This is a genomic window from Filimonas zeae, from assembly GCF_014641615.1.
Lineage (GTDB): Bacteria > Bacteroidota > Bacteroidia > Chitinophagales > Chitinophagaceae > Filimonas > Filimonas zeae.
In genome coordinates this window covers 688,484-705,240 of record NZ_BMIB01000004.1, presented here as the reverse complement: position 1 = coordinate 705,240, position 16,757 = coordinate 688,484, and the positions used below count along the sequence as shown (strand labels likewise).

At 45.3% G+C, this 16,757-nt stretch carries 13 protein-coding genes; 9 read left to right on the top strand and 4 right to left on the bottom strand.

Annotated elements, in window-relative coordinates; all coding sequences use genetic code 11:
* The first annotated feature begins 1 nt into the window (after nucleotide 1).
* The 6 genes from IEY13_RS21385 (at nucleotide 2) to mfd (ending at nucleotide 7,936) form a co-directional block, all read left to right on the top strand.
* The gene (locus IEY13_RS21385; protein ID WP_188956047.1) at nucleotides 2-328 is read left to right on the top strand and encodes a nucleotide pyrophosphohydrolase; all 327 of its coding nucleotides are present in this window, start codon (nucleotides 2-4) and stop codon (nucleotides 326-328) included.
* 18 nt (nucleotides 329-346) lie between these two features.
* Nucleotides 347-1,309, top strand: a complete 963-nt coding sequence (locus IEY13_RS21380; protein ID WP_188956045.1) for a YihY/virulence factor BrkB family protein — start codon at nucleotides 347-349, stop codon at nucleotides 1,307-1,309.
* A gap of 173 nt (nucleotides 1,310-1,482) precedes the next feature.
* Nucleotides 1,483-2,952 carry a glycine--tRNA ligase gene (locus IEY13_RS21375; RefSeq protein WP_188956043.1) on the top strand — a complete coding sequence of 490 codons (1,470 nt, stop codon included), beginning with the start codon at nucleotides 1,483-1,485 and terminating at the stop codon, nucleotides 2,950-2,952.
* Nucleotides 2,953-2,998: 46 nt separating this feature from the next.
* Nucleotides 2,999-3,586 carry a Crp/Fnr family transcriptional regulator gene (locus IEY13_RS21370; RefSeq protein ID WP_188956042.1) on the top strand — a complete coding sequence of 196 codons (588 nt, stop codon included), beginning with the start codon at nucleotides 2,999-3,001 and terminating at the stop codon, nucleotides 3,584-3,586.
* Nucleotides 3,587-3,654: 68 nt separating this feature from the next.
* A complete protein-coding gene (locus IEY13_RS21365; RefSeq protein WP_188956040.1) occupies nucleotides 3,655-4,305 on the top strand; it encodes a DUF8737 domain-containing protein in 651 nt (216 codons plus the stop codon).
* Between the two features lie 184 nt (nucleotides 4,306-4,489).
* The gene (mfd, locus tag IEY13_RS21360) at nucleotides 4,490-7,936 is read left to right on the top strand and encodes a transcription-repair coupling factor (protein ID WP_188956038.1); all 3,447 of its coding nucleotides are present in this window, start codon (nucleotides 4,490-4,492) and stop codon (nucleotides 7,934-7,936) included.
* 55 nt (nucleotides 7,937-7,991) lie between these two features.
* Here the strand turns inward: mfd and IEY13_RS21355 are convergent, their stop codons facing one another.
* From IEY13_RS21355 to gyrB, 3 genes are all read right to left on the bottom strand, one after another.
* Complete coding sequence (locus tag IEY13_RS21355; protein ID WP_188956036.1) at nucleotides 7,992-9,950, bottom strand: ATP-binding protein; 1,959 nt, start codon at nucleotides 9,948-9,950, stop codon at nucleotides 7,992-7,994.
* A gap of 362 nt (nucleotides 9,951-10,312) precedes the next feature.
* Nucleotides 10,313-10,519 carry a hypothetical protein gene (locus IEY13_RS21350; protein ID WP_116735361.1) on the bottom strand — a complete coding sequence of 69 codons (207 nt, stop codon included), beginning with the start codon at nucleotides 10,517-10,519 and terminating at the stop codon, nucleotides 10,313-10,315.
* Between the two features lie 75 nt (nucleotides 10,520-10,594).
* Nucleotides 10,595-12,574, bottom strand: coding sequence for a DNA topoisomerase (ATP-hydrolyzing) subunit B (gene gyrB, locus IEY13_RS21345; protein ID WP_188956034.1), 1,980 nt, complete (start codon nucleotides 12,572-12,574; stop codon nucleotides 10,595-10,597).
* Between the two features lie 204 nt (nucleotides 12,575-12,778).
* Here gyrB and IEY13_RS21340 point away from each other — a divergent pair, with 204 nt between their 5' ends.
* Nucleotides 12,779-13,708 (top strand): helix-turn-helix domain-containing protein, encoded by a 930-nt coding sequence (locus IEY13_RS21340; protein ID WP_188956032.1) that lies wholly within the window; start codon nucleotides 12,779-12,781, stop codon nucleotides 13,706-13,708.
* A gap of 147 nt (nucleotides 13,709-13,855) precedes the next feature.
* Nucleotides 13,856-14,677 carry a hypothetical protein gene (locus tag IEY13_RS21335; RefSeq protein WP_188956031.1) on the top strand — a complete coding sequence of 274 codons (822 nt, stop codon included), beginning with the start codon at nucleotides 13,856-13,858 and terminating at the stop codon, nucleotides 14,675-14,677.
* Between the two features lie 50 nt (nucleotides 14,678-14,727).
* On the opposite strand, the gene IEY13_RS21330 is transcribed toward IEY13_RS21335, so the two are convergent.
* A complete protein-coding gene (locus IEY13_RS21330) occupies nucleotides 14,728-15,306 on the bottom strand; it encodes a dihydrofolate reductase family protein (RefSeq protein WP_188956029.1) in 579 nt (192 codons plus the stop codon).
* A gap of 281 nt (nucleotides 15,307-15,587) precedes the next feature.
* Between IEY13_RS21330 and IEY13_RS21325 the strand changes: the two genes are divergently transcribed.
* The gene (locus IEY13_RS21325) at nucleotides 15,588-16,757 is read left to right on the top strand and encodes a hypothetical protein (RefSeq protein WP_188956027.1); all 1,170 of its coding nucleotides are present in this window, start codon (nucleotides 15,588-15,590) and stop codon (nucleotides 16,755-16,757) included.

Sequence of the window (16,757 nt, the reverse complement as noted above, 5' to 3'; positions counted from 1 at the left end):
CATGACGATTGAAAACGCACAGTTACGGGTAGATGAATGGATAAAAACAGTAGGCGTGCGCTACTTTAACGAGCTTACCAATCTTGGCATATTAATGGAAGAAGTGGGAGAGTTGAGCCGGTTAATGGTTCGTACCTATGGGGAGCAATCTTTTAAGGCTTCTGATAAATACCGGGAGCTGGGAGATGAAATGGCCGACGTATTGTGGGTATTGCTTTGCCTGGCCAACCAAACGGGGGTAAACCTGACCGAAGCGTTACAGAAGAATTTTGAGAAGAAGAACATACGGGATATTGACAGGCACAAGAACAATGAAAAACTACACTAACGCATAAAAAAGGACACTATGAAAATACGCAACATAGGCAAGATGCTGATGCAAACGTTTAACGACTTTATGGAGTACAAAGTGCTGCGGATGAGTGCGGCGCTGGCCTACTACACGGTATTCGCCATCGGGCCTATGTTGATTGTGATTATCACTTTATGTGATGTTTTTTACGGCCGGGAAGCTATTGAGGGGTCTATTTATGGACAAATTAATGATTTTGTGGGTGCCAGCGCCGCAGCACAGATTCAGGAAATTTTGAAAAATGCGACTGTTTCTAATGATATTTCGTGGGCTTCTGTAATAGGTGTGGTATCGCTGATTTTTGCTGCTACCGGTGTGTTTACCGAAATACAGGACTCTATTAATTCTATCTGGCGACTCAAGGCCAAACCCAAAAAAGGGCAGGGGTTACTGAAGTTTGTGCTAAACCGGTTACTCAGCTTTTCTATGATAGTAGGTTTGGGGTTTGTGCTGCTGGTATCGTTGCTGGTAAACGCTATTATGGATGCGCTTTCTACCCGGTTAATGAGCCATTTTCCGGAGATACAGGTATTTGTAGCCTATATCATTAACTACGCCGTTACTTTTTTTATCATTACTTTCCTGTTCGCCGGCATCTTCAAAATTCTTCCGGACGCCCGTGTGCAGTGGAAAGATGTATGGAAAGGTGCGCTGGCTACTGCGTTTTTATTTATGTTAGGTAAGTTTGGAATCAGCTTTTATCTCAGCAAAAGCAATGTAAGTGGTGCATATGGTGCCGCAGGCTCTATGGTTATTATTCTGCTGTGGGTGTACTACTCTTCTGCCATTCTTTACTTTGGCGCAGCTTACACCCGTGTACACGCGTGCATGAAGGGGCGGGAGATATATCCTAACGAATATGCTGTTTTTCTGGTACAGGTAGAAGAGGAAAGCAAAGCATCGATAGCCGAACAGCCTGCTCCGGTACACAAAGAACTTCCCACTGCCACTTCGTAGCACCTGTTTATATATATTATTGTGTAACTTGATGGCCCTTAAAACGGTCATATGAAGGTTTATGCTGATATTTTAAGTCTTGTCAACAAACAAATGTTAGTACCGGGTATTCCCTGTAATCCTTCGTTGTTTCCATAACAATAAATCTTTTCACCCCCTATCTTTGCCGCACTATGAGCAGTATACAGGACAATAAATTCCAGGCGATTATTTCGCACGCTAAAGAATATGGCTTTGTGTTTCCAAGCAGTGAAATTTATGATGGTTTAAGCGCCGTGTATGATTATGGTCCGTACGGAAGTGAATTAAAAAAGAACATCCGCGACTACTGGTGGAAAAGCATGACGCAGCTGCACGAGAATATCGTGGGTATTGATGCGGCTATTTTTATGCACCCTACCACCTGGAAAGCGAGCGGCCACGTTGATAATTTCAGCGACCCGATGATTGACAATAAAGACAGCAAAAAACGCTACCGCGTAGATCATTTGATTGAAGCGCATGCGGATAAGCTGAAAGAAGCCGGTAAAGAGCAGGAAGCTGCTGCACTGCTGGCTGAAATGGAGCGTACCCTGGATAAAGAGCAGGATTACGCCGCCGTTAAAAAGCTGATTGAAGAGTTTAAAATTGTTTGTAGTGTAAGCGGCACTGCCAACTGGACCGAAATCCGTCAGTTTAACCTGATGTTTGATACCAAAGTGGGTTCTGTAGCAGAAGAAGCTGATACTATTTACCTGCGTCCGGAAACGGCACAGGGTATTTTTGTAAACTTCCTGAACGTGCAGAAGACTGCACGTATGAAAATACCTTTTGGTATTGCACAAACAGGTAAGGCTTTCCGTAACGAAATTGTAGCCCGTCAGTTCATCTTCCGTATGCGCGAATTTGAGCAGATGGAAATGCAGTTCTTCGTGCGTCCTGGCACAGAAGGCGAGTGGTATAAGTTCTGGAAAGAAGCCCGTTTACAGTGGCACCTGTCTTTAGGCCTGGAGGCTTCCAAATACCGTTACCACGATCACGTGAAACTGGCACACTACGCCAAAGAAGCGTGTGATATTGAATTTGAATTCCCGATCGGCTTTAAAGAGGTAGAAGGTATTCACTCCCGTGGCGACTTCGATCTTTCTCAACACGAGAAGTTCAGCCGTAAAAAGCAGCAATACTTCGATAACGATCTGAATGAGGAAGGCAAACCTTACGGCAACTATATTCCTTACGTAATTGAAACCTCTATCGGTCTGGATCGTATGTTCCTGCTGATACTATCTAACTCTTACGAAGAAGAAACGCTTACCAAAGAAGATGGCTCCGCAGACAGCCGCGTGGTATTACATATTCCTGCTAAACTGGCTCCGGTAAAACTGGCTATTCTGCCATTGACTAAAAAAGACGGTCTGCCTGAGATAGCTAAAGAGTTGATGAACGAATGTAAGCAACAATTTAAATGCTTCTACGAAGAGAAAGATGCCATTGGCAAACGCTACCGCAGACAGGATGCGATTGGTACTCCTTTCTGTGTTACCATCGACCATCAAACCAAAGAAGATCAAACCGTAACCATCCGCCACCGCGACAGCATGACACAGGAACGTGTGCCCCTGTCTAAAGTGAGAGAGATTGTTACCCAGGCAATAGAAAAATAAATACAAAAGGGTCAACCAGCGTGTTGGCCCTTTTTGTTTCTGTATTATGGAGCAACACCATTTTCTAACCACCCTGTTTCCCCGCCCAAAGTTTACCGCAGCAGAACAGGACGCGGTGGTAAATCGCTTTAAGCCGGTACAGTTTTCCAGAAACGATTACCTGTTACGGGAAGGAAAAACCGCTACACAATACTGGTTGTTGGAAAGTGGCTTTGCCCGGTCTTACGTAACAGATGCTGCCGGAAATGATATCACCACCCATTTTTATGGACCCGGTGATATTGTAATGGACTGGTCATCCTTTTTCCTGCAACAACCTACACGGGAAAACATACAGGCGCTTACTGCCTGCCAGTGCTGGCAGCTGGAGTATCTGCATTTTCAGGAGCTTTTCCACGGCATTGAAACCTTTCGGGAACATGGCAGAACCAATTTTGCCGCCAGCTATTTTACGTTGAAAAGCCATAGTATAGGCCTTATTGCAGATAATGCTGCGGCGCGCTATAAAAAGCTGCTGCAAGAGAAACCTTTACTGGTACAAAACGTACCCGTAAAACATATGGCTACCTACCTGGGCATTACAGATACTTCCCTCAGCCGTATCCGTCGTGAACTGGCAAAGGAATCTTCCTGAGTTATTTCCTGTCTTATGGCAGTATTTGCCATTGCCGTGCGGGCTAGTTTTGATGCAAATGCCGCATCATGCTTCCACTGCTTTTTATACTCACTACCGTTGCTGCAATAGTATTGTTTTTCCGTGCCTCGGGTAACAACAGGCAGGTTGCTGTGTTTTTTTCCGGCTGGGCTGTGGTAATAGCAGGGCTATCGTGGAAAGGCTTTTTTCAGCAGACAACTGCACCACCACCCCGCATGCTGGTAGTACTGGTACCGGCAGTTATTGCCGTTGTGTATTTCTACAGGCTGCTGCGGAGGCGTGATGTAACTGCCCGGCAGCTTTTATGGGTGCATGTAGTACGCATTCCGGTAGAATATGTGCTGTACCGCCTGTTTTTAGAGGGGGCGGTGCCCCGGTCTATGACTTTTGCCGGCTATAATCTGGATATACTTTCCGGTATTTCGGCATTGCTGCTTGCTTTGTACCTGATATTCAGCGGTAAAGCCCTTCCACACCGGCTTTTTCTGGCATGGAATGTGGCAGCAATGGTACTACTTATTGTAATAGTAGTTATCGCCATTATATCGGCACCTTCCCCCATTCAACTACTGGCTTTTGAACAGCCCAACCGTGCCATTCTCCTGTTTCCCTATACCTTACTCCCTGCTATAGTGGTGCCTCTGATACTGTTATCCCACCTCCTGGTGTTGAAAAAGGAAAGGATAAGCCGGTGGTGAGCCAGACATAAGCCGGAGATAACCCAGTTACTTATAGACTGGATTATCACTGGGTCATCACTGGGTTATCACTGGGTTATCCTCCCTTTTGGGGTCGCTTTCCGGTGAATTATCATTATGCTAACACAGGAGTTGCTATGGGGCAAGTACCGTTTTGGTGAAAGGCTTACCTTTGCACCGCGTTATGAATCTGAGTGTGTTACTGGATCAGTACAAACAATCCCCCCACCTAATACAATTGGTGGACAGGCTAGCTTTTGCCGCTACTGATACCAACAGTTCCTCCAGGCAAAACATTTTTCTTAAAAATTTACAGGGCAGCAGCGCCGAATTTCTCATCGCTGCCATTTTCGGGCACGAAAACAGCAATACGCTGAACCATATAGTAGTGCTGGAAGATGCGGAAGAGGCCGCGTATTTCCATAATACGCTGGAAAACCTTACCAGTGCGCTGGACCTGTTTTATTTCCCGTCGTCGTTCAAAAACCGTAAAAACTTCCGGCTGCTCAACAGTTCGCACGTAATGCTGCGTACCGAGGCGCTTACCCGCCTGGCCGCCGGGGGCAATAAAAAAATAGTGATTACCTACCCGGAAGCGCTGTTTGAAAAAGTAGTGCTGCCCGATACGCTCAAAGGCAATATCATTCACATTAAAACAAACGACACCCTTAACCTGGAAGGGCTGATGGAGTTGTTTGTGATGTATGGCTTTGTACGTACCGACTTTGTGTACGAACCGGGCCAGTTTGCCGTGCGTGGCGGTATACTGGATATTTACTCTTTTGGCAACGACAAACCTTACCGGGTAGAATTGTTTGGTAACGATGTGGACAGCATCCGCATTTTTGACCCGGAAACCCAGCTGAGCGAGCGGAAATTGTTACAGGTAAGCATCATCCCCAACGTGGAAACCCAGTTTGAAACGGGGGAGAAGGTAACCCTGATGGAGTTTTTACCGGAGAACATGATTGTGTGGCTGAAGGATTGGGATGTAATTAAAGAAAAGATTAACCAGCAGGAAGAAGATCTGGGTGTGTTTCTGCAACGGCTGGAAACAGCAGGCGATGCAGCAGTGATTGCGGATGTGCAGGATGATGAAGATGAAACCAAAATCTGGAAGGACATGAGCCTGCAGGATTTTGTGCCGGCAGCCACCATAGAGCGTCAGATGCAGCAGCGGATGCTGGTAGAGTTTGGGTATAAGCCGCAGTTGGCAACGGAAGAGATTGAGTTTAATACCAAACCACAACCTGCTTTTAACCGCCAGTTTGATCTGCTGATTAAAGACCTGAAAAGCCATGAAGCCAATGGCTATGCCATTTACCTGTTTGCCGAGCAGGCCAAACAGCTGGAAAGGCTGCACTCTATTTTTACCGATTTAAATACCGAGTTACAGTTTGTACCGGTAGCTACTTCTATACATGCAGGTTTTATTGATGCGGATTTAAAGGTGGTGTGTTATACCGATCACCAGATATTTCAGCGCTATCATAAATACCGCGTTAAGCAGGCTTACAACAAGAATAAGGCGATTACGCTGAAAACCCTGCGCGATCTGCAGCCGGGCGATTTTGTAACGCATATCGACCATGGTGTGGGTACTTACAGCGGACTTCAGAAAATTGAAGTGGCCGGAAAAATGCAGGAGGCGGTACGTATTCTGTATAAAGACGGCGATATTCTGTATGTAAACATCAACTCGCTCCACAAAATTTCCAAGTTTACCGGTAAAGAGGGTACTGCACCTAAGGTGAACAAACTGGGCAGCGAGGTGTGGAGCAAGCTGAAAGAGAAAACCAAGGCCAAGGTTAAGGAAATTGCTTTTGACCTTATTAAGTTATACGCACAGCGGAAAGCACAACAAGGCTTTGCGCATGCACCGGACAACTATATGCAAACCGAGCTGGAAGCATCGTTTGTATATGAGGATACGCCAGACCAGGCCAAAGCTACCGAAGATGTGAAGCGCGATATGGAGCAGCCGGCACCGATGGACCGCCTGGTGTGTGGCGATGTGGGCTTTGGTAAAACCGAGGTGGCCATACGCGCGGCATTTAAAACTGTGGTAGATGGCAAGCAGGCAGCTATATTGGTGCCTACCACCATTCTTGCATTTCAGCACTATAAAACATTCAGTGAAAGGCTGAAGGATTTTCCGGTTACGGTTGATTTTGTGAACCGTTTTAAATCGGCCAAAGAAAAAAAGGAAACCTTTAAAAGGCTGGAAGAAGGTAAGATTGATATTCTGGTAGGTACGCATGGGGTATTGGGTAAAGAAGTGAAGTTTAAAGATCTGGGCCTGATGGTGATAGATGAGGAGCAGAAGTTTGGCGTGGCACATAAGGAAAAGCTGAAGACGCTGAAAACAAATGTGGATTGCTTAACACTTACTGCTACTCCTATTCCCCGTACCCTGCAGTTTTCTTTAATGGGTGCGCGCGATTTAAGTATTATTAATACACCGCCACCTAACCGCCAGCCTGTACAAACGGAAATACAGGTGTTTAATGAAGATGTAATTCGGGATGCTATTTATTTTGAAACAGAGCGTGGCGGGCAGGTATTCTTTATTCACAACCGCGTACAGGGGCTGCCGGAAATGGCGGGGCTGATACAGGCGCTTTGCCCGGACCTGAGCATTTCATGGGCGCATGGCCAGATGGAAGGCGACCAGCTGGAAGAAAGGATTCTGGATTTTATTGACCGCAAATACGATGTACTTATCTGTACCAATATTGTAGAAAGCGGTGTGGATATACCTAACGTTAATACCATTATCATCAATAATGCGCATCACTTTGGTTTAAGTGATCTGCATCAGCTGCGCGGGCGTGTGGGCCGAAGCAATAAAAAAGCGTTCTGTTACCTGCTGGCACCGCCTATGAGTACCCTGCCTACCGATTCGCGTAAACGCCTGCAAACGCTGGAGCAGTTTAGCGATTTGGGTAGCGGTTTTCAGATAGCCATGCGCGATCTGGATATACGCGGCGCAGGAAATATGCTGGGTGGCGAGCAAACCGGTTTTATGGCAGATATCGGCTTTGAAATGTATCAGAAGATACTGGAAGAAGCCATAAAGGAACTGAAACGTACTTCGTTTAAAGAGCTGTTTAAAGACGAGATAAGCAAACAGGATGATTATGTAAGCGACTGTACCATTGATACCGATCTGGAGATACTGATTCCGGATTCGTATGTGGAAAGTATTACAGAGCGTTTATCGTTATATACCCGCCTGGATAACTGCGAAAAAGAAAGTGATCTGCAGGCACTGCACGATGAAATGACAGATCGTTTTGGCCCTGTACCACCAGAGGTGGAAGATTTGTTTATTACCGTGCGCTGCCGCTGGCTGGCAGTAGGTATTGGCTTTGAGAAAATGGCGTTGAAGGAGGAAACCCTGCGTTGTTATTTCATCAACAAAAACGATTCGCCTTACTTCGAATCGGAGTTGTTTCAGCGCATTATTCATTACCTGCAAACGGGTACCAACAAGGCAAGGCTGAAACAATCAGCCAAAAACTTCCTGCTGGTAGTGGATGATGTAAAAAATATGGAACATATGCACCAGTTTCTGGCACGCATGCACAAAGGTGTACTGGGTAAGCCGGAGCCGGAACCTGAACAGTAATCCTGCGCCCGGTAAGCTTTGTTCCGGGCGCAGCAGGTGCTTTTATATTACCTGCTTACACAGAAGGCGTAGCGGGCAACGTAAAGTAAAATGTGGTTCCTGTGCCTTCTGTGCTTTCCAGCCATATGCGGCCGTTGTTGGCTTCTACAAACTCGCGGCATAACATTAAGCCCAGTCCTGTTCCCTTCTCGCCTTTGGTGCCATAGCTTCTTTTGGGGTTGATGTTAAAAAGCTGCGCGCGTACTTCCTGGCTAATGCCTGTTCCATTGTCCTGCACCGAAAAAAGAACAAAGCCCTGCTGCTTTTCTGCATCGGCTGCAATATGAATAGCACCCATGTTGTGGGTGAATTTAATAGCGTTAGAAACCAGGTTGCGTATAATAAAATCGAAATGATCCTGATCGGCCATTACACGGATGCTGGCGGCTATGTTGGTAGATATGGCTATCTGTTTATTATTGGCCATGGGCTGTAACACCTGCATGTTCTTTTGTACAATACCGGCAGGTGCAAATGCCACACTATGCACGCTTACACCCTGTAGTTGTGTTTTACCCCAGTTAAGCAGCGAGTTGAGAACGCCTGCGGTAAGCTCGCTTTGCTTATGCAACTCGGCCAGCATTTGCTTTTGTTCTTCCGGGCTAAAGTCTCCCTGGTTCATTAACGACAACAGGTTGGTAGAACCTGCCACCGGTCCGCTGAGGTCGTGGCCTATAATAGAAAATAATTTATCTTTTACCTGGTTCGATTCTTTCAGCTGTTTGTTCAGGCGTCTGATTTTTATAAAATATACCGCCAGTATAATCAGTATTACCAATATGCTTATGGCAATAATGCCACCTATGTTGCGCTCAAAGGTTCTTTGCTGATTGTCCAGTTCCAGCTTTTGTATGCGGTTGCGCGATTCTTCCAGTTCGTAGCTGGCTTCCAGTGTGGCTATTTCGCGGGTGCGGGTAAGGTTAAACAGGCTATCCTCTACACGATGGTGTTGCTCCAGTGCTGCCAGTGCAGATTCGTATTGCTGTTGTTGCTTGTATATTTCAGAAAGCGATTTGAATATGAGCGATTGCAGCTCTTTCAGGTTCAGCCTCTGGGCTATGCCCAGTGCGGTGTTGAGATATTGAATGCTTTTTACAGAGGAATCTTTACGCAGCACCGTAGCCAGGTTTATCAATGCACGGGCCTCTTCTTCGGGCATGTTTATCACCTGCGCTTTTGTTAACATGCGCTTGTGGTATTCCAACGCTTTTGCTTTGTTGCCCAGTTTTTCAAAGGCGTTACCTGCATTGCCCAGCAGGTTCAGGTGAATGCCGGCAAAGCGCGGGGTATCACTTTGTGCAATGCCTTTTTCAAAGTATTCCAGCGCGGTTTGTATATCTCCCTTTCGGGCGTATACAATACCAATGTTATTCATTAAAGTGAAGGAGGAACTGGATACGGGTTGGGTTTTATTCAGCTTCTCGGCCCGGGCATAGTAATACAATGCTTTATCCAGGTTTTCGTTCATTTCATTTATTAGCCCCAGCTTAATATTGGTTTCAATAATGCCGCCGGTATTGTTGCTTTGCTCCGCCATTTTAAGGGCTTCAAAAAAGTAGCGGGTGGCTTCGCCCAGGTTGCCGCTTTTACCTTCTATTACCCCCAGTCCGCTACAGGCAGCGCCAATACCTTGTGGAAAATGAATATCCCGGCTAAGGTCTAACGCTTCCAGCAGGTATTTGCGGGAAAGGTTAAGGTTGCCATGAATCTGATTTATCTGACCTATCTGGCAAAGCAGGCTGGCTTCGCCTTTGCGTTGGCGGGTTTTACGGCTCAGCACCAGGCCTTCGCGGGCATACCAGGTGGAGGAGTCCGGCCGGGTATACATATAATGCTCGCTTATTTTCCGGTACAGGGCTACACGGGCGCTATCGTTTTTGCTAACGTGCAGCTGTTGCAGTAAAGTATTTGTTGCGTCCTGGGCATAGGGGGTATAACATGCAAGCATGCAAAGCAGGAGTACGGACCATTTCATGATATAAAATTAGTTGAAACTATCAGAATAAACAGAGCCGGAATGGCGGCTGTAAAGAAGTAAGTGGATAGCGTTAGAGTAACGCTAAAGGGTAGTGTTTATTTTTAATGTGTTGCGGGTTCATCTCTATTTATTTACCCATTGGTAAACAAAAAACACCGTTTACCCGCAAAATTATTTCCGGGTAGTACAAAGTTGCCCTACATTAGCTAACCCATTGTAACCAGATTCCCTTACCGGTTGCAATAGCTGCACATTTTGAAAAACGAAAGTCTTTACCAATGGCTCTTAAGCGGTAAGGGGAAATGCTTGCTTAAAATAGTGGCCATTGGTAATCCTATTATAAAAAAAGCTTTTGCTTATTAAAAGTCTTTCTTAGCTACACCGTCAGCAATTGCCTGTAAAGCTTTTGCTTCGCTTAAAATAGCAGTCATTTTGTTGCCTTTGCCATCATGGCCTTTAGCAATGTAACCACCTTTAACAGTTTTAGAAACAACAGCGTCCTGCATAGGAACCTCTTTCTCTTTTGTTTTTAAACAATATGCCTTAATCATTTTTGATGTGTCCATCGTTGTCATTTTTGAGGTTAATGAATATAGGTTGCCAGGCAACTCTTTGTTCGTTATTGATTCTTGCTTTTTTCCTTACACGTCTATCTTCGCGTATTTGGCGTGCGTTTCAATAAACTCTCTGCGTGGAGCTACTTCATCGCCCATCAACATACTAAATACCCCGTCTGCATTTGCCAGGCTTTCAATGGTTACCTGTTTCAGTGTTCTGCGGGCAGGGTCCATAGTGGTTTCCCACAACTGATCTGCGTTCATCTCACCCAAACCTTTATATCGCTGAATAGTAACACTATCTTCTTTTCCGGCGCCCAGTTTAACTACCAGGTTCTTACGCTGCTCTTCATTATAAGCATATGCCTGCTCTTTACCTTTCTTCACCAGGTACAGTGGTGGCTGTGCAAGATACACGTAGCCATTTTGTACCAGTTCTTTCATATAGCGGAATATGAATGTAAGAATCAGCGTGGCAATATGCGAACCATCCACGTCGGCATCGGTCATAATAATAAGCTTGTGATAACGCAGCTTAGTAATATTTAATGCTTTGGGGTCTTCCGGGGTTCCAATAGTAACACCCATGGCCGTGAAAATGTTGCGTATCTCCTCGTTTTCATAAATTTTGTGTTCCATGGCTTTTTCAACGTTCAGGATTTTACCCCTCAACGGCAGAATAGCCTGGTAACTGCGGTCGCGGCCCTGCTTGGCAGTACCACCGGCCGAGTCACCTTCCACCAGGTATAGCTCACATCTTTCCGCATCTCTTTCCGAACAATCCGCCAGTTTACCTGGTAAGCCGCCACCGCTTAACACGGTTTTACGCTGTACCATTTCGCGGGCTTTTTTAGCAGCCACACGTGCCTGGGCAGCCAGAATGATCTTGGAGATCACGTTTTTGGCCTCTTTCGGATTTTCTTCCAGATAGTTCTGCAAAGCGCTTGCCACAGTTGTTTGCACAATACCACTTACCTCACTGTTACCCAGTTTGGTTTTGGTCTGGCCCTCAAACTGAGGTTCGGGAACTTTTACAGATATAATGGCGCTTAAACCCTCACGGAAGTCATCGCCTTCAATTTCCACCTTGGCTTTTTCAAACAGGCCTTCTTTATCGCCGTATTGTTTAAATACACGGGTAAGCGCCTGTCTGAAACCGGTAACGTGTGTACCGCCTTCAATGGTATTGATGTTGTTTACGTAAGAGAAAATATGCTCTTTATAATCGCTGTTGTAAGTCATGGCTACTTCCACTGCTACATGGGAGTTTTCGTCATGCCCTTCTACATACAGGGTATTTGCTATCAGCGGCGTACGCTTGGCGGTTTCGTCCAGTTTTTCTACAAACTCAACAATACCACCTTCGCTGTAAAAGTTTTTGGAATACACGTTTCCAGCCTCATCCAGTTCCCTTAAATCGGTAAGGGTAATGCTGATGCGTCTGTTCAGATAAGCCAGTTCGCGTAAACGGCCTTCCAGAATATCTTTATTGTAAGTGGTAGTGGTAAAAATGGAGGCATCGGGCCAGAAATGTACTTTGGTACCGGTAATTTCGGTAACGCCAATTTCACGAACCGCATACTGAGGGATACCTATGCGGTACTCCTGCTCAAATATTTTACCCTCGCGTTGTACAGTTACCTGTAATACAGTACTTAATGCGTTTACGCAACTTACACCCACACCGTGCAAACCACCAGATACCTTATAGGTGTTTTTATCAAACTTACCACCGGCATGCAGTACGGTCATTACTACTTCCAGCGCACTACGTTTTTCTTTAGAGTGCATGGCTGTGGGGATACCCCGGCCATCATCCTGTACGCTGATTGAGTTGTCTTCGTGTATAGTTACCTGTATGTTTTTACAATATCCTGCAAGTGCTTCGTCAATAGAGTTATCTACTACTTCGTATACCAGGTGATGCAAGCCCTTTACCCCTACATCGCCAATATACATCGCTGGTCTTTTTCTTACAGCTTCCAGACCCTCAAGCACCTGAATACTGTCTGCACCATAACCGGCCTGCGCGGGAGCTGCCACATCTGTTATTTCTTCACTCATAATATGATATGAAACGGTTGTTAGTTATTGAATGAAAGCTGGCAAAATTACGGAAAAATGCGCTGTTTTCCCGTAAAAATGACTCATTGTCAGGCCAATTTACCCCCAAATTGCCCCCATTTTAACGTCATTTTATTGCCATAATCCTCGAATGTTGAAAAGATGCCCCGATTTTATATGTTGATACATTAATTTTGCCGCATCATGTTACAAGCTCTGGATATATTAAAGGTGGCGCACAGGAACACGGTGGAACCGAGCATGAACCTGTTGCATATGAAAGAACAGCATGTTCCTGGTTCTATTCAATATGTAATCCGCCGATATTATCCTCAGCAAAACTGGAGTGGTGATGATACTGGTATGCTGGTGTATCACTACAGTGCCACTACACCGGAAGATAACTTTCTGGAAATGCGCTACTGCACCACGGGTAACAAGTACTGCTTTGATAAAAGCTGCACCCAATGTGCAGAAATACCCACCCAAAACTGTAGCGGTAAACATGAAACCATTGATGTATTCTCTTTTCACTTCTCCGCTACTTTCTTAAATCAGTTTACGCACAACATTAAGCTGATTAACAAAAAGGATGAAGTGCTGGCATTTAAACATCCCAACTCTTTCACTAAAATATTTCCGGTATGCAGCCGCAAGCGTGTGGCGCTGGATGCCCTGCTGAACCACAGTTATAGCGGTGCTATGGAAAATATTTTTGTGAATGCCAAGGTGCACGAGCTGTTGCTGTACAGCCTGGAATGCCTGATTGATGAAAAAGAAGAAACCGGCTTTGCCTGTAAATTTCTGGCAGATGAAAGCGGCCGCGACCGTATTTACCAGGCCCGCGAAATATTACTGCGCCACATTGGCGACCCCATTACTATTAAAGAACTCAGCCGTAAAGTAGCCATGAATGAATGCTACCTGAAGAAGGGCTTTAAAGAAGTATTTGGCACTACTATATTCGACTTTTACCAGCAGCAACGTATGGAGCATGCGAAGTACCTGTTGTACGAAAAAGGCCTTAGCGTAACAGATGTATCGGCTATGCTGGGTTATTCCTCTATCTCTCATTTTTCTGCCGCGTTTAAAAAGCATACCGGATTAAAACCGTGCGAACTGCTTTTCAGATAGCAGTAACATTACGTGCAAATTATAATGCTTTGTTAATGGCAGATTCTTAATTTGCCTGTACCTTTGTGTACCATCCAGTCACATGACTATGAGGACTCCCAGTCCCACTGTAGACCCGATAAATTATTTGTAGATCAAAACCAGACAATGAAGAAAATTGTAGTAGCGGCTATTGCTATAATAGCGGCAACAGGCAGCATTGCAGAAGTGGCAGCACAATCGCAGGAGAAGTTATTTCAACCCGGTAAAAAGGGAGAGTTTTATGGCTCCTGGGGTTATAACAAAGAGTGGTATACCGCCAGCTCTATTCACATCAAACAGCCTTCGCTGGGCAACGATTACAAGTTTGTAAAAGTACTGGCTGCAGATAAGCCGGGATGGAATGAGGGTATCTTCAACAAAGCCATCAGCATTCCACAATACAACTATCGCCTGGGATATTTTTTTAAAGACAACTGGGCGTTTGAAATCAACTTCGACCATACCAAATACCAGGTAAAGCCCGATCAGTTGTTGCATGTAAAAGGCACCATGAACAATCAGCCTGTGGATTATTATGTACCCAACAACGATCCGCAGCATCTGAAATATCAGCTGAACAACGGCGCCAACTTTTTACTGTTTAACCTGGTGCATCGCAAACAGCTTTCTAACTTTAACTCCAAATGGTTTAACCTGTCGCTGTTTTTGAAAGGTGGTGTGGGTATAGTTATCCCTCACGTAGAGAACACCGTGTTTGATAAAGACAATGACCCCGGCTTTCAGTTTGGTGGCTTTTGTATAGGAGGTGAGGCAGCGGTGCGTGCTACGTTTTTTAAATATGGTTTTATAGAATATTGTAATAAGCTGGTGGGTGCCAGATATTATAATCTGGATGTATACCAGGGAAAAGCCAGCCAAACGTTTGGCTGTTATGAAATGATTGCCAATATTGGTTTCAGCGTACCGTTGAAGAAAACGGCTAAGTAACAATGCCTTTTGGTTTGCAGGGCTGACCCTTTGGGGCCAGCCCTGTTTTTTTAGCCGGTGCGCATCACCTGGTGTTGCAGGCAAACAACCCCTGAGCTAAATACATGTGCTTTTACGAGTTTTAACAGCTGCTTCTCTTTGATGTTTTTGAACACCGGAATACCTTCACCCAGCAGTACGGGGTTTACAAAAAGCCAGCATTCATCAATCAGATTCTCTGCCAGCAGGGCGTGCGCTGTGGAGGGGCTGCCAAACAGCAGTATTTCGCCTTCTGTTTCTTCCTTTATTTTTTTGATGGCAGCAGGATAGTCCTCCTTGCCTATTACCGTTGTATTGGCATGTGCCGCCTGGTCTAGTGAGTTAGATAACACTACCTTGCGTGCCGTCTTATACCAGGCGCTATGTTCTTTGTCGTGTTTGCTGGCGCCGGGTTGCTCCGCTGCGGTTGGCCAGTAACCTTCCATCATCTCAAAGGTTACTCTTCCGTATAAAGCCGTATTGGTTCTGGTAATTCTTTCCGCGCCAAAATCAAAAATCTCATCATCTACATGAATCCAGTCCATTTCGCCATTTACTCCGGCAGCAAAACCATCCAGCGATGTATGCATGAACAATACAATTTTTCCCATATCGGTTTTTATTTGAAATCAACAGTGGTTGTTAAAAATGGTTGCCTTTATGCTATACAAAGCTGAGGAAAATGCCGGTAACAGAACCGGGTAAAACGGACAAATAACGGGGTGATTGCGACTGGAATAAGATTGGCTGAGTTGCGCCGTTTGGTTACATACAGGTTGTTTTCTACCGTTTATTATATACGATTTCTTATATACAGTTAACTGCTGCCAGCTGTTTGATGGCTTATGGCTTTATAGGAAATTCGCTGTTTGATAGCAAAACAAAATAACTTATGGCACGCGAAAAAGGATCATTTTCATTTTCAGGAAATTTTGAGGTGGGGAAGAAAGGGACGTTGGATGCACGGGCTTATTGTCCAACCTATGCAGATTTGTTATTATTTACTTCGGCTGATTTTATATATAACGGTCACTTGGTTACTGTGTGGGATACCGACCCGGAAAAGCGGGGAGTGTACCGTTGCATTAATGAATCTGTTTTAGGCAATGCATCCAGCTGGGAAAAGATTGGAACAGCAGATGCCGCCAGCTTTGAAACAAAAGCCAGTAAAGGTATTGCCAATGGGTACGCGGCTTTGGACGGTACAGGTAAAGTGCCTGCATCGCAATTGCCGGCTGCTACAGGTTCTTCGGACAATATTAGTGAAGGAAGCACTAATTTGTATTTTCAAACGGCGCGCGTATTATCAAGCGTTATAAGCGGTTTTTCGGCTGTAGCAGGAACTATTTCCAATGCAGACACAATAACTGCTGCCTTTAACAAGGTGGGGGGCTTTATAAACAATATAGCTGCTACTATAAGGGGCACGGTTTTAACCGGCTTCACGTCGGCTAACAGCGCAATAACTGCTACAGATACCGTATTGTCTGCTACCGGTAAGGCGCAGGGGCAAATAAGCGCTTTACAACAAAATATACCTACTGCTGCAGAAGTGCAGGCAGAAGCCCCAGCCAACGATTCAAAGTTTGTTACCCCTTCAAAAATGGGGGCATGGTGGATTGCTTTAAAAGCAAATGGAATCAGTGGTGCTTCAATGGGCGTTAACCGGATGGTTTTGCAAAACCATACCTCCCCGGTTCAGGGAGACTTTTGGAATGATGGAAGTGGCCTGGTATTGAGACAGAATAATACAAACAGCAGAGTGCTCCAGTCTTCCGCCAATCCCACCCTGGCGGGTACCGGAACCAGAATAGTGGAGGTAGACGCGGCAGGCGTTCCCATGGCAACCACTCAGATATTACCGGAAGATCAGTATGTTACGGATAACGATATTGTAAGCCAATGTGTATCTGCCTCCTACACTTCTGCAAATGAATACAATCCTGTTATTGTTCCACTGAGTGGTAAAACTTTTTACGGAGGGTGCTACTGCCTTTCAGGAGAGTATATGTACTGGGCTAAGACAACCAATTCAGTTATCAGAATAAAAATATCATTATAG

Excerpts from the sequence above, each read along its gene's own strand:
- IEY13_RS21385 (WP_188956047.1), top strand. The coding sequence starts at position 2 with ATGACGATTGAAAACGCACAGTTACGGGTAGATGAATGGATAAAAACA.
- IEY13_RS21380 (WP_188956045.1), top strand. The coding sequence starts at position 347 with ATGAAAATACGCAACATAGGCAAGATGCTGATGCAAACGTTTAACGAC.
- IEY13_RS21375 (WP_188956043.1), top strand. The coding sequence starts at position 1,483 with ATGAGCAGTATACAGGACAATAAATTCCAGGCGATTATTTCGCACGCT.
- IEY13_RS21370 (WP_188956042.1), top strand. The coding sequence starts at position 2,999 with ATGGAGCAACACCATTTTCTAACCACCCTGTTTCCCCGCCCAAAGTTT.
- IEY13_RS21365 (WP_188956040.1), top strand. The coding sequence starts at position 3,655 with ATGCTTCCACTGCTTTTTATACTCACTACCGTTGCTGCAATAGTATTG.
- mfd (WP_188956038.1), top strand. The coding sequence starts at position 4,490 with ATGAATCTGAGTGTGTTACTGGATCAGTACAAACAATCCCCCCACCTA.
- IEY13_RS21355 (WP_188956036.1), bottom strand. The coding sequence starts at position 9,950 with ATGAAATGGTCCGTACTCCTGCTTTGCATGCTTGCATGTTATACCCCC.
- IEY13_RS21350 (WP_116735361.1), bottom strand. The coding sequence starts at position 10,519 with ATGGACACATCAAAAATGATTAAGGCATATTGTTTAAAAACAAAAGAG.
- gyrB (WP_188956034.1), bottom strand. The coding sequence starts at position 12,574 with ATGAGTGAAGAAATAACAGATGTGGCAGCTCCCGCGCAGGCCGGTTAT.
- IEY13_RS21340 (WP_188956032.1), top strand. The coding sequence starts at position 12,779 with ATGTTACAAGCTCTGGATATATTAAAGGTGGCGCACAGGAACACGGTG.
- IEY13_RS21335 (WP_188956031.1), top strand. The coding sequence starts at position 13,856 with ATGAAGAAAATTGTAGTAGCGGCTATTGCTATAATAGCGGCAACAGGC.
- IEY13_RS21330 (WP_188956029.1), bottom strand. The coding sequence starts at position 15,306 with ATGGGAAAAATTGTATTGTTCATGCATACATCGCTGGATGGTTTTGCT.
- IEY13_RS21325 (WP_188956027.1), top strand. The coding sequence starts at position 15,588 with ATGGCACGCGAAAAAGGATCATTTTCATTTTCAGGAAATTTTGAGGTG.